Origin of the sequence: Streptomyces albipurpureus (genome assembly GCF_023701525.1) — a bacterium.
In the GTDB taxonomy this organism is placed as follows: domain Bacteria; phylum Actinomycetota; class Actinomycetes; order Streptomycetales; family Streptomycetaceae; genus Streptomyces; species Streptomyces albipurpureus.
In genome coordinates this window covers 97,998-110,554 of sequence record NZ_JAMQAW010000007.1, presented here as the reverse complement: position 1 = coordinate 110,554, position 12,557 = coordinate 97,998, and the positions used below count along the sequence as shown (strand labels likewise).

General features: G+C 67.2%; 9 protein-coding genes and 2 pseudogenes. 2 read left to right on the top strand and 9 right to left on the bottom strand.

The features are described from left to right. The first annotated feature begins 23 nt into the window (after window positions 1-23). Both NBG84_RS07560 and NBG84_RS07555 read left to right on the top strand, forming a co-directional pair. The gene (locus NBG84_RS07560; protein WP_250918520.1) at window positions 24-1,040 is read left to right on the top strand and encodes a 1-aminocyclopropane-1-carboxylate deaminase; all 1,017 of its coding nucleotides are present in this window, start codon (window positions 24-26) and stop codon (window positions 1,038-1,040) included. A gap of 170 nt (window positions 1,041-1,210) precedes the next feature. Further along, complete coding sequence (locus NBG84_RS07555; protein WP_250918519.1) at window positions 1,211-4,756, top strand: indolepyruvate ferredoxin oxidoreductase family protein; 3,546 nt, start codon at window positions 1,211-1,213, stop codon at window positions 4,754-4,756. 40 nt (window positions 4,757-4,796) lie between these two features. On the opposite strand, the pseudogene NBG84_RS07550 reads toward NBG84_RS07555, so the two are convergent. The 9 genes and pseudogenes from NBG84_RS07550 to NBG84_RS07515 form a co-directional block, all read right to left on the bottom strand. Next, a pseudogene (locus tag NBG84_RS07550) lies at window positions 4,797-4,992 on the bottom strand (transposase family protein); the annotation flags it as partial. 156 nt (window positions 4,993-5,148) lie between these two features. Further along, window positions 5,149-5,208, bottom strand: a pseudogene (locus tag NBG84_RS40525) (hypothetical protein); the annotation flags it as partial. Window positions 5,209-5,302: 94 nt separating this feature from the next. Further along, entirely contained in the window at window positions 5,303-6,577 is a 1,275-nt protein-coding gene (locus NBG84_RS07545; protein WP_250918518.1) for an MFS transporter, read from the bottom strand. Next, window positions 6,574-6,963, bottom strand: a complete 390-nt coding sequence (locus NBG84_RS07540; protein ID WP_250918517.1) for a DUF2237 family protein — start codon at window positions 6,961-6,963, stop codon at window positions 6,574-6,576. The genes NBG84_RS07545 and NBG84_RS07540 overlap by 4 nt, the downstream gene beginning before the upstream one ends. Beyond that, window positions 6,960-8,477, bottom strand: a complete 1,518-nt coding sequence (locus NBG84_RS07535; protein ID WP_250918516.1) for an amidase family protein — start codon at window positions 8,475-8,477, stop codon at window positions 6,960-6,962. Before NBG84_RS07535 ends, NBG84_RS07540 begins: the two co-directional genes overlap by 4 nt. Further along, window positions 8,474-9,724 carry a YlbE family protein gene (locus tag NBG84_RS07530; RefSeq protein WP_250918515.1) on the bottom strand — a complete coding sequence of 417 codons (1,251 nt, stop codon included), beginning with the start codon at window positions 9,722-9,724 and terminating at the stop codon, window positions 8,474-8,476. The genes NBG84_RS07535 and NBG84_RS07530 overlap by 4 nt, the downstream gene beginning before the upstream one ends. A gap of 303 nt (window positions 9,725-10,027) precedes the next feature. Next, window positions 10,028-10,723: a GntR family transcriptional regulator gene (locus NBG84_RS07525; protein WP_250918514.1), complete on the bottom strand. Its 696-nt coding sequence runs from the start codon at window positions 10,721-10,723 to the stop codon at window positions 10,028-10,030. Next, complete coding sequence (locus NBG84_RS07520) at window positions 10,720-11,673, bottom strand: polysaccharide deacetylase family protein (RefSeq protein ID WP_250918513.1); 954 nt, start codon at window positions 11,671-11,673, stop codon at window positions 10,720-10,722. The genes NBG84_RS07525 and NBG84_RS07520 overlap by 4 nt, the downstream gene beginning before the upstream one ends. 8 nt (window positions 11,674-11,681) lie before the next feature. Continuing rightward, window positions 11,682-12,440 (bottom strand): maleate cis-trans isomerase family protein, encoded by a 759-nt coding sequence (locus tag NBG84_RS07515; RefSeq protein WP_250918512.1) that lies wholly within the window; start codon window positions 12,438-12,440, stop codon window positions 11,682-11,684. Window positions 12,441-12,557: the final 117 nt, after the last annotated feature.

Sequence of the window (12,557 nt, the reverse complement as noted above, 5' to 3'; positions counted from 1 at the left end):
CTGCAGGAGAACGAGGAGCGATCATGTATCTCGACCGATTCCCCCGATACCCTCTGACCTTCGGTCCCACCCCATTGGAACCGCTCCCACGGCTCAGCGCGGACCTCGGCGGAAAGGTCGAGATCTGGGCCAAGCGGGACGACTGCAACAGCGGCCTCGCCTTCGGCGGGAACAAGACGCGCAAGCTCGAGTACCTGGTTCCTGACGCTATCGCTCAGGACTGCGACACCCTGGTGTCCATCGGCGGCATCCAGTCGAACCACACCCGCCAAGTCGCGGCCGTCGCAGCCAAGATCGGCATGAAGTGCCGTCTCGTCCAAGGTAGCTGGGTGGATTGGAAGGACGTCACCTACGACCGCGTAGGAAACGTGCTCCTGAGTCGCGTCCTGGGCGCGCAGCTCGACTTTTCCGAAGAAGAGTTCAGCATCGGCGTCAAAGAGAGTTGGGAGAAAGCACTCGAGCAGGTCCGCAGCGAGGGCGGCAAACCCTATCCGATCCCGATCGGCGCTTCGGACCACCCTCTGGGTGGCCTGGGATATGCGCGGTTCGCTGACGAATTGCGACAGCAGGAAAGCGATCTCGGCTTCACATTCGATTTTATCGTCGTTTGTTCTGCTTCGGGCAGTACCCAGGCGGGCATGGTCGTTGGACTTGCCCGCGAAGGCCGCAGTCAATCAGTCATCGGGATTGATGTGACAGCAAGTCCCGTCGAAACCAGGAACCAGATCAGGAGAATCGCCGAAAATACTGCAGAGCTTCTCGGTGTGCGACATACCATTACGGATGCCGATATCGTGCTGGACACCCGCTACGCCTTCCCGGGGTACGGCGTTCCGTCTACCGAAACAGTGAATGCGATCCGGCGTTGCGCAAGACTGGAAGGGATGATGACCGACCCCGTGTACGAGGGAAAGTCGATGCAGGGAATGATTGACATGGTTGAGCGAGGTGAATTCCCCTCGGGATCGCGGGTGCTGTATGTACACCTTGGCGGAGTGCCCGCACTGAGTGCCTACAGCTACCCCTTCCTAAGCGGCTGACGCCAACTCTGCGTTCGCGCCCGCCTGCAAGACCGATGAAACCCCTCTACGCGGCGTCGCCTCCTGTGGTAGCGCCCCGTTTGGGGTATTCCCCTTCGGCGCTCTCACGCGAATTTCTCCTGTGGCCCCTCCTCGAGGCGCCCCGTTGCAATGGAAGGGAAGCCCTGACGATGGCCCATCAGGATGCACAGCTCAGGAATGATCACCGCTATGGAGCGGAGGGGAAAACTGTTCAACTCACGGGTATCCAGGCCCTTGTCCGGCTGCCTCTGGACCAGCGTCGCGCAGACCAGCGTGCCCAGTTGGCCACAGCGGGATTCATTTCTGGCTACGAAGGCTCCCCACTGGCCGGCTACGACTTGGAGCTGGCCCGACAGCAGGCACACCTCGACGAGCTGGACATCGTCTTCCGGCCCGGCGTCAACGAGGAACTCGCTGCAACGGCCGTCCAGGGCTCCCAACTTGCTGCCGCCTTTCCAGACAGGCGTTTCGAAGGGGTCACCGGATACTGGTACGGAAAATCTCCCGGCCTGGACAGGGCAGCGGACGCCATGCGTCACAACAACCTGATGGGTACACACCCCCTCGGGGGCGCAATAGCGCTCGTCGGGGACGACCCGGCAGCGAAATCGTCAACGGTTCCCGGCGCCTCCGAGCAACTGCTCGCCGATCTCGGCGTGCCGACCCTGTATCCCGCGGACTCCCAGGACGTGCTCGATCTCGGACTACACGCTGTCGCCATATCGCGTGCCAGCGGGCTCTGGGTCGCGCTCAAGATCGCCACCAACGTTGCGGACGGATCGAGTTCCGTCCAGGTCGGTCCGGACCGAATCGTGCCCGCCTCGCCAGAGCTCCTGTTGGAGGGCAAACCCTTCCGTCACGCACCTGGGTCCAAACTGCTGCAGCCGCACATCACCCCATTGGAAGAGAGCAGGGACGGTATCCGCCTGGAGGTTTCACGGCAGTACGCCGCAGCCAACACCCTCAATCGCCAGGAGTGCTCCAGCGCGGACGACCGCATCGGGATCCTCGCCGCAGGCAAGACTTTCCTCGATGTGCGGCAGGCGCTTCGCACGCTGGGGCTGGATGACGCCGAACTGAACCGGCGCGGGGTGCGTCTACTGCGGGTCGGCATGATCTACCCACTGGAGTCGGCTGCCATCCGTCAATTCGCTACCGGGCTACGCGAGATCATCGTGGTGGAGGAGAAGCGGCCCTTCTTGGAAGGTGCCGTCAGGGACCTGCTCTACGGTCGCCCAAACGCCCCTGCGGTCATCGGGAAACGACTCCCGGACGGCCGCCCGCTCTTCCCTCCGAGTGGGGAGCTTGACCCGGATAGCGTCGCGGAGGGCCTGGCGATTCGCCTCATCGCACATGACGAGTTTCCGTCGGTGCGGCAGTGGCAGCAAGCCCGCCGACCGCAGCGCGCACGTATCGACCTTCCCCTGCTGACCCGTACTCCGTACTTCTGCTCCGGCTGCCCGCACAATGCTTCCACCAAGCCCCCCGAGGGTTCGCTTGTGGGCGCCGGCATCGGCTGCCACGCCATGGTGCTTGTGATGGACGAGCAGCAGACCGGCGTGGTGTCCGGGCTCACCCAGATGGGCGGCGAAGGGGCCCAGTGGATCGGCATGTCACCCTTCCTCGAACGCGATCACCTACTGCAAAACCTCGGTGACGGAACCTTTCACCATTCTGGAAGTCTAGCCGTGCGCGCCGCGGTCGCCGGCGGCATCAACATCACCTACAAACTGCTGTACAACTCTGCCGTTGCCATGACCGGGGGGCAGCAGCCGACCGGCGTCATGTCCGTTCCTGAAATCACTCGCGCTCTCGTCGCGGAGGGCGTGAAGCGGATCATCGTTACGACCGAAGAGCCTCGTCGCTACCGCCGCGTCAAATTGGCCGGAGGGGCACAAGTGTGGCATCGCGACCGCCTCGTCGAAGCACAGGAGACCCTGGCCAAAGTGGCAGGCGTCACCGTCCTGATCCACGACCAGGAATGTGCCACGGAGTTGCGACGCAAGCGTAAGCGCGGCATGCTGCCAGACCCCGTCCAGCGGGTGATGATCAATGAGCGGGTCTGTGAGGGCTGTGGGGACTGCGGGACCAAGTCCAACTGCTTGTCGGTCCAGCCCGTGGAGACTGACTTTGGGCGGAAGACGCAGATCGATCAGGGCTCCTGCAACAAGGACTACTCGTGCCTTGAGGGAGACTGCCCGTCGTTCCTGACGATCGTTCCAGCCCCAGGGCACCGGCCTCGTATTGCTCCCCCACTGGAGGCAGACGCTGTGCCCCCGCCGCGCCAGCGTACAGCCCTGCCCGCAGGGGGCGTACACACAACCAGGATCACCGGAATCGGAGGATCAGGTGTAGTCACTCTCTCCCAGATCCTGGTCACGGCGGCGACCACGGCGGGGCGCCAGGCCCGTTCGCTGGATCAGACCGGCCTGGCCCAGAAAGGCGGAGCCGTTGTCTCCGACATCAAAATTGTCGACGGACCAGTCGAAGTGACCGGCAAAGCTGCCGAGCAAGAATGCGACCTCTACCTGGGATGCGACCTGTTGGTCGCAGCTGACAGCCGAAACCTGACGGTGGCGGACCCCGCTCGTACCCTTGCGGTCGTATCGACGTCGCGAGTTCCTACCGGTCACATGGTGCGCGACACGTCAGTGTCATTCCCCAGCGTCGAACAGACAACTGAACTTATCGTGCAGGCAACCCTTCCCGGGGAGGCCGTGCTCCTTGATGCCAGGCAACTTGCCAGCACCCTCCTCGGGGATGACCAGTTCGCAAACATGCTGCTCACCGGAGCGGCATTCCAAAGCGGTGCGCTGCCGATTCCTGCCGAAGCCATCGAGAAGGCCATTATCCTCAACGGCGTGAAGGCGGAAGCCAACCTTCAGGCATTCCGCCGTGGGCGGCAGGCAATCGCCGATCCCGTTGCCCTCGACAGGATTCTGCTCGATCTACAAGGGGCCCCAACAGCCGCAAATCCGCCGCCCGCAGCTCAGGAGCTCATCGCCGGCGTGCATGCTCCGTCCGGCTCCGAACTGGCCCGGCTTGTCGAGGTCCGGACACCTGACCTCATCGCCTACCAGAGTGCGGCCTACGCGCGGCAGTACACGGAATTTGTTGAGCATGTGCGGCAAACCGAAGCCCAGCGGGTACCTGGCACGACCAGGCTCGCTGAGGCAGTTGCCCGCCATCTGTACAAGCTGATGGCGTACAAGGACGAGTATGAGGTAGCGAGACTCAGCCTCGCACCCGAAGTCGCTGCGTCAGTTCGTGCCCAATTCGGTGAGCAGGCCAGGATTTCCTACCGGCTTCACCCGCCACTGCTTCGGGCACTTGGAATGCACAAGAAGATCACGCTCGGGCAATGGTTCAATCCAATTCTAAGAGCGCTGGTTCTGGCTCGAAGGCTGCGCGGTTCACAATTTGACGTATTCGGGTATGCCGAGGTTCGTCGCACCGAGCGCAACCTCATCAGCGAGTACCGCCAGTCCATGCAACTTATCCTCAATGCTCTGAGCCAGGAAAACTATGAACTCGCTGTGGCGACTGCCAAGCTACCCGATGGGATACGTGGCTACGAGAAGATCAAGCTGGAGAGCATCACTCAGTACCGCCAACAACTTTCAGAGCATCAGAAGCAAATGGGACTTCACGCTGAGGAACCCGGCGGAACATCGCGGAGACGATCAAAGCCTTGAGCTGGTTGATCGCGGCAGTGGAGGCAGTGAGGATTTTCCATCATCGGTCTGAGTCGGCCAAATGCGGGGTGAGGACGGCCTGGACGAGGTAGGTGATTCGAGTGGTCGAGCAGCGGAGCTTGCGGAGGAGCCGCCAGGACTTGAGGGTGGCCATGGCCTGCTCGACGAGGGCGCGGATCTTGGCGTGGGACCGGTTGACCGCCTGCTGACCGGTGGAAAGGGTCCCACCGCCCCCGAGCTCGAATGGTGGCAGAGGTGAGAGGTGGAGGGCCGTTGTTGGTGATTCTGAGGGTGTAGGTGATGTGGCCGCCGAGTCCGGGGGTGGGGGTGGCGGTCATGGTGACGGCCAGATCAGCGGTGGCGGGCGGCGGTACGGTACCGATCGCCAGCCCCCGGGGCGCATCGCCGACACCGATGGTGGCGGTGACCGTGTTGGTCGCGGTATCGATCACCGACACCGAATCGCCGCCCCTACATCGGGTATGGGGCCGGAGGTGCCCCTTTCCTCAGCGGCCGGGGCGCGAGCAACCCCGGCCGTCCGGGCTGTCACTGGATGCCGTGTCCTGCCGTCATCGGCACCGCTCCGGGGCTGAGGGGCGCCAGCCGGTGCCGTCCCATCGTTGCCACGGCTGAGCCGAGTGCCGCCGCGCCCAGACCGGTGAGGAAGGCGGGCAGCGGCCCGTAGCGGTCGGCGAGGCTGCCGGAGACCAACGCGCCGATCGCGTAGCCGATGACGACGGCCGAGGTGAGCACGGTCATCACCCAGGAGATCTTCCGCACCGGCACGGTCGTCTCCGCCAGGGTGTAGGCGGTGACCAGAATCGGGGCGATGGGGATTCCGGGCAGCACGATCAGCAGACCGAGTACCCATAGACCGCCGGCGCCCAGTCCGCCGATGAGGACGAGCGGCACGCTCAGCAGGGCCAGCAGCAGAAATCCTGCCTGGAACCGGCGGGCGAGGGTGAAGGAGGCGGGCAGCATCGGGACGAGTACCCCGGCGATCGCGCTGCTCAGCCCCAGCACCGCGTAGACCAGCCCCGCGGCACCGGCCGCACCGGCGTCCACGGCGCGCCAGGTGACCGCTGCCTGGATCGACCCGAAGTAGCAGCCGAGGCCGACCAGTCCGGCGGCCAGCAGCAGGATCGGGAGTCCGCGCACCGGAGGGACGGTCTTGTCATGGGTGTCGGCGTCGTCCTTCTGGCTGCTGACCAGCCCTGCCGTGGGGTGTATCGCGAACGCCACACACACGGTGAGGGTGAGGGCGACTGCGGCCAGGACCGCCGTACGCGGCGACGCCACGGCCGCGATGACGCCCACCAGTGCCGGGCCCAGGACGAAAGCGAACTCGTCGCTGGTCCCCTCGAAGCTCATCGCGACCGGGAACCGGCCCGCGGTGAGCCGGCGGCGGTGGACCAGCGCGGTCCACCGGGCCCGAGAGAGCGGGCCCACCTGCGGGACCGAGAATCCGGCCGCGGCCGCCGCCGTCAGGGTCGCGTACACCGGCGCGTCCCCCTGGACGAACACCACCAGGGCCACCAGGGAGGCCGCGTGGAGCAGCGCCGAGACCAGACCGGTTGGCCGGTGGCCGCGGCGGTCGGCGGCACGGCCGACCAGCGGGCCTCCGGCCGCCTGTCCCAGCGCGTACACGGAGGCGGTGGCTCCGCCCAGTGCCAGGGAGCCGGTAGCGCCGCTGACCAGCAGGAGGGAGCCGAGCTGCCCCATGGTCGCCGGGATCCGGCCGACCAGGGTGACCAGCAGGAAGCCGTATCCCACCGAGGAGGGCAGTGCGGAGTAGGTGCGCAGGGCGTCCCAGCGGCTCACTTCGGCCCGCCGCGGCGGGGGCCGACGCCGAACTCCATCAGCACATCGCGGGGAATCACATCCAGCGCCCTGGCGTTGGTGGCGGCGAGGTTGATCGGGCAGGCGTGACCGGCCCGGTACGCCTCCCACCACTTCACGGCGATGACGCACCAGTGGTCCCCGGGCTTCAGACCGGGGAAGTCGAGGTCCGGTCTGGGGGTGGCGATGTCGTTGCCCACCGTGGACTGGAACGCGATGAATCCCTCGTCCACGATGGCGCACACCGTGTGGCCTTTCGGATTGTCGGGGCCGGTGTAGCAGTGGCCGTCGCGGCGGTATCCGGTGACGGGGTCGAAGCCGCAGGGTTCGAGCGGCTCGCCCAGGACGTTCAGCGCTTGTTCGGTCATCGTGTGCTCCTGGCGGCGGGGGTGGTCGGGGGTGCGGGGCACCGGAAGACGGCTTCCTCGAACTCGGCTCCGATACGGGCCAGTCGGGCGTCCTCACCGTGGCGGCCGATGAGGAGCATGCCGACCGGGAGGGAGTCGACGAGCCCGCACGGAACGCTGAGCGCTGGATGCCCGGTGAGGTTGTAGACACAGTTGTTGTCGTGCATCTCGAAGGGGAGATCGGTGCCGATGGCGGCTTCGCGGGCATCGGTGGGAAGGAGGTGGGGCAGCATGGGGACCGTCGGCATCACCAGGACGTCGAACTCGCGCAGGGCCTGTTCGATCTGGTCGTACAGACGGCGTCGCAGGCCCTGGGCGTAGGCCGTCACCAGGCCGTTGGTCGCGTCCCGCAGCAGGGTGGCGCCGGCCAGTGCCAGCACTCCGCCGACCGGGATGTCCTGTGGCCGCTCGGCCATCGCCTCGCCGAACGCGGCCCCGAACTTGGGGTGGTAGGGGTCGGTGTGGTTGTTGCCTTGGAGCCGGGACTCGAAGACCGTGGTGAGTCCGCCCTCGATGGAGATGGGCAGATGGATGTCACGGCCGTGCCGGTGCAGGGGGATGGAGACGTCGCAGACGGTGAGTCCGAGGGAGGCGAGGGCCCGGGCCGATTCCCGTACGCGGTCGTCCACCCGCTGGTCTGAACGGTCCGGCCAGCCGAAACCCTCGGCGACGACGCCGGCCCGCAGACCGGTGATGCCTCGTGCGTAGTCGGTGGCGTACGACGTCCGGGAGGTCGCCGCATCGAGGAAGGCCGGGAGGTCGGCGGCGTGTCGGGCCAGTACGCCGATGTGGTCCATGGTGCGCTCGGTGGGCATCGCGCCGTCGTAGTCGATGGCGCCGAAGGTCGGTTTGAGGCCGAAGATCCCGCACCAGGCGGCGGGGTTGCGTACGGAGCCGCCGTGGTCGGTGCCGATGCCGTAGTCGGCGGCTCCGGTCGCGACGAGTACGGCCGCGCCGCTGGTCGAACCGCCCGCTGCCCGGTTCGGGTCCCAGGGGTTGGTCACCGGCCCGTTGACACTGGTGAAGCTGGAACCGGAGTAGCACAGGTCCTCGCAGACCGAGGTGCCCAGGACCGTCGCGCCGGCGGACCGAACGCGGGCGACGACGGCCGCGTCCGAACCGGGTACGAACTCCGTCATAAGGCGGCTGCCCAGGGTCATCGGGACCCCGCGGACCGCGATCGACTCCTTGACCGTCACCGTACGGCCGGCCATCGGCCCGGTCCCGGCGGGTCCGGGTTCGTCCACGCGGTACAGCCAAGCGCCGTGCGGGTCGTCCGCGCCACGGTTGGCCAAGGTCACCCGCACGGCGGGCGGCTCGGGGGCGAGGCCGTCGGTGGCCAGCGCTTCGACGCGTTCGTAGGTCGCGCGCATCCGGTCGATCGCCGGACGCAGCCGGTCGATCAGCTCGGGGTCGATGTTCCAGCGGTCGGCTACGGCGGTGAGTTCGGCGCCGGTGAACTTCTTGATGGTCATCGTCGTCCCGCCTCTTCGAGTGCCCTGCTGGCTTCGGCGAACGGCTCGACGGGGATCGGTGTGATGCCCGCGCCGACCCGCCCTCTGCCGGGGTCACGGTGTGCGAGGCCGTTGTTGATGACAGGTTCGATGCCGGTGGCCCGTACGCGGTGCACGTCAATGCCCAGGGGGGTGCCCCGGAAGTCCTCACCGGGGATGAGGAAGCGGGTGCTGGTACCGGCGCAGATCTCGCGCATCCGGCGGGTGATCCCCTGGGCGAGCTCCATGTCACCGCCGACGAAGGACATGATGGCCGGTGCGGCGGTCATGGCGAAGGCGCCGAAGCCGGCCGTCTCGGCGATCATCGAGTCGCCCATCGTGGGGGTGACGTCGTCGAGGGCCGCCCCATCGAGCAGTACGGGGTTGCCGATCGGGGAGGGCACCGTGAACCAGCGGTCCCCGAGCCCGCTGACGCGGATGCCGAACTCGCGTCCGTTGCCCGCCATCGCGGTGACGACGGGGCTGCCGTCGAAGCCCGCGGCGGCGAGGGTGACCGCCTTGGCCGCTGAGATGGCGAAGGGCAGGGCGAAGTGTCCGTTGCGGGCCATGACCGCGGTGATCCGGGCGAGCCCCTCCCGGTCGGACGAGCCGCGCAGCAGTCCGGGGGTGAGGGTGACCAGCAGGGCCGCGCTGGTGGCGACGAGCCGGTTGTGGCAGTCATCACCCCGGCGCAGGCCTTCGGCCACCAGGTGGAGAAGATCGAGGGGGTCGGAGTTCTGGACGGCCTCGTCGAGGGCGGGGGCGAGCACGTCGCCGAGCCAGCGGAGCCGGGCGAGGGTGGCATCGTCGTACGAGCCGTAGCGCACGGCGCCTTCGATGCCCTCGTTGAGGGGGGAGAAGGTACGGGTGTCTCCGGCCGCCGCGACCACGACCGGGGTGCTCGGTGTGATGATGCCGGCCATCGCGCCCACGGCGCCCGCGTCGTGGCAGGGGCTGATGCCGACTTCGCCCCGGTCGATGATCGCCTCCGCTTCGGCCACCGAGGCGGCCTCGCGTTCGAGGAGCAGGCCTCCGATGATCGCGCCCCGCATGGGGCCGGGGATGTCGGCCGGATCGATGGGCGGGCCGGCGTGGAGGAAGTGCCGGCCGGTCACCGATCCGGTCACCTCACCGGCCTTGCAGACGCGGTGCAGAATCACTTCGGTGGTGTTCAAGGCGTCGATGGACGCCTGGGCGCTGGCAGGGGTGGTCTCCGTTTGTCCGGGCATGGTGAGGGTGCTCCTCGATGGGAGAAGGTGGGGGAAGGGCGGGTACTGAGCGGTGACCTCGTCGCCTTCGAGCGGGCGCGTCGCGACTCAGCCGCCGCGGTCGGGACGAGCCGTGACTCCGCCAGGGGCGGACAGGACGCGCCGAGACCGCGTCGCCACGGCCGGGGCACGCGCCGGTCCCGACCGGCGGCGGAGCCCGCCGCTCCGGCCGGTCGTCAGGTTCAGGCGCGGATCAGTGACGCGCCCTCGCGCCGGCTCGACCGAGCCGTGATGCGCGGGACACGTTCCGGCTCCGCTCGCCCGTCAGGCCGAGGACGCGCTCTGGTTCCGCTCGGCCAGGAGGCGGCGTACGATCTCCCGGTTCAGCCTGGCGTGTTGACGGGCGTGTTCCGCCGCGAGGTCCGCCGACCCCGAGGAGATCGCCTCGAAGAGCGCCGTGTGCTCCTCGATGAGGTCGTACGGGTCCCCGGTCTGCCGCAGCAGCCAGTGCAGCCGCCCCTGGAGAGGATGTAAAACGTTCTGGAGCAGGTCGTTGTGCGACAGCTTCAGGATCTCGTCGTGGAACGCCTCGTTGGCGCGCCCCAGCGCGAGGCGGTCCCCGCTGGCCAGGGCCTTGCGCGCCCGGGCCAACGTCGTGCCGACCCGGCGGAGATCGGCTTTGGTGGCCCTGGTGGCCGCCTGCTGACAGGCCAGTACCTCCAGTGCCTCGCGTACGTCGAAGAGTTCCTCGACGTCCTGGGCGGAGAGTTCGACGACGACCGCGCCCCGCCGGGGGACGGTCTTGACGAAACCCTCACTCTCCAGCGCCCGCATCGCCTCACGGACGGGAACGCGGGAGACACCGAGCTGGGAGGCGAGTTCGTTCTCCACCAGCCGGGTGCCGGGCGGATAGACATCGTCGATGATGCGTCGACGCAGCTCGTCGCGGACCCGGTCCCTCAGCGGCTTGTAGTCGGCGTCGATGTCGACCGAAGCGGGTTCGCCTGGCTGGCTGCTCACTGGGCCGCCTCCCTGGCGGTCGGCATGGTCACGCGTCCGTTCCCCGTCCCGACCGGCGATGGCCGTTTGGGACTGTCGAAGGGGTAGCGCCTTCGGAAGTCGTCGGCAGCCGCGTCGAAGGTGGTGAACTCGACACCTGGCAGGTCGAGCCAGCTCTCGAAGAGCCGTTCGAGCATCATCAACACCTGGGGGCGGCCGGAGACATCAGGATGCAATGTTACGGGGAAAACCGCGTAGTCCAGTTCACGGTAGACCCACTCGAACTGATCGCGCCACAGCCTCTCGACGTCCCAGGGGCTCACGAAGCCGTGGCTGTTCGGGGCATTCTTGACGAACATCATCGGCGGAAGGTCGTCCACGTACCAGTTGCCGCAGAACTCGACGAGGTCGACCTCGGTTCCGTGCCGCAGGGGCTTCATCCAGTCCTCGGCGCGGCGGCTGAAGTCGATTTTGGTCCACTCGTCGCCGACGCGGGCGTAGAAGGGGTGGAAGTCGTTGTAGTTCTGGGAGTGGTCGTAGGAGAAGCCGAACTCCCTCAGCAGTGAGGCGGTGTTGCGGCTCATCTCCCACCAGGGAGCGACGTAGCCGCGCGGGGGCCTGCCCCACAGCCGCTCGACCAGTTGGACGCAACGTCCCAGGACATCGCGCTCCTGTTCGAGTGACATGTCGATGGGGTTCTCGTGCGAGTAGCCGTGCGCTCCGATCTCATGGCCCTGGTCGGCGACGGCGGCCATCTCGGCGGGGAAGGTCTCGATGGAGTGGCCGGGGATGAACCAGGTGCTCCGGATTCCGTACCGCTCGAAGAGCTGGAGCAGCCGGGGGGTGCCGACCTCGCCGGCGAAGACGCCGCGCTGGATGTCGTTGGGCGAGTCCTCGCCTCCGTAGGAACCGAGCCAGCCCGCGACCGCGTCGACGTCCACGCCGATCAGTATCTTGATGTTCTTGGTCATACGCTCGTTCACCTCTCTGTGCTGTTCGCTTCGGGGGTGCCGGCCGGGGTGGCGAGCAGACGGCCGTACCCCTCGATCGCGGTGGTGCCCCCGCTCAGCCGCAGGGCGTCCCACAGGGTGGCGGCGACACTGTCGATGACCGTGACGCCGGTCCGCGCCTCCCAGCTCCGCGCCAGATGCGCGGCGCGGAGGTTGGTGCAGACGACGGCGACGGCGTCGCAGCCCTGGGCGGCCAGTTCCTCGAACGCCGTGTCCAGTTCGTCATCTGTCGTCAGCGCGAAGTCGAAGTTGGTGGTGCGGCCGAAGTGGCGTCCGGCGCGGACCGGGAAGCCGTGCGCCGCGTAGTTGACGGTGATCGCGTCGACGATGTCGCCGGTGTACGGGGTGAGGAGGCCGAGGCGCTTGACCTCGCACACCTGGAGCGCGGCCAGGACGGCGAGGGTCGAGGTGGTGGCGGGGCCGCCGGTGGCGCGCTCCATCGCGCCGCAGACCCGCCGGTCGTACTCCGGGCCGAGCCAGGACCCCGAGGTGCCGTTCCACGCGATGACGTCCACGCGGGCGTCGGCGAGCAGACCGGCGGCGTCGACGAAAGCGTCCTCACCGAACTGTTCGGTGTCGGCCGCCGCCAGGCTGATCCGGGTCACCCGAAGCCGGGTGACATGGAGGGAGACCTCCCTCAGACCCCTGGCGAGATCGCTGGTCACTGGTTCCGCAACGGTGTTGGAAGAGGGCGTGATCATGCCGATCCGACGGGCGGTTGGCTGCATGAAACCTCCGCTCCATAAGAGTGATCTAGGGATACGGTATACAGGATTGCACAAGGACAAGCCACCCAAAAGCAACGATGAGTTTTCGTTGACAGTGACCTGCCTCACCCTTAATCT

Coding starts and splice junctions, on each gene's coding strand:
- NBG84_RS07535 (WP_250918516.1), bottom strand. CDS start 8,477: ATGACCATCAAGAAGTTCACCGGCGCCGAACTCACCGCCGTAGCCGAC.
- NBG84_RS07555 (WP_250918519.1), top strand. CDS start 1,211: ATGGCCCATCAGGATGCACAGCTCAGGAATGATCACCGCTATGGAGCG.
- NBG84_RS07515 (WP_250918512.1), bottom strand. CDS start 12,440: ATGCAGCCAACCGCCCGTCGGATCGGCATGATCACGCCCTCTTCCAAC.
- NBG84_RS07530 (WP_250918515.1), bottom strand. CDS start 9,724: ATGCCCGGACAAACGGAGACCACCCCTGCCAGCGCCCAGGCGTCCATC.
- NBG84_RS07540 (WP_250918517.1), bottom strand. CDS start 6,963: ATGACCGAACAAGCGCTGAACGTCCTGGGCGAGCCGCTCGAACCCTGC.
- NBG84_RS07560 (WP_250918520.1), top strand. CDS start 24: ATGTATCTCGACCGATTCCCCCGATACCCTCTGACCTTCGGTCCCACC.
- NBG84_RS07520 (WP_250918513.1), bottom strand. CDS start 11,673: ATGACCAAGAACATCAAGATACTGATCGGCGTGGACGTCGACGCGGTC.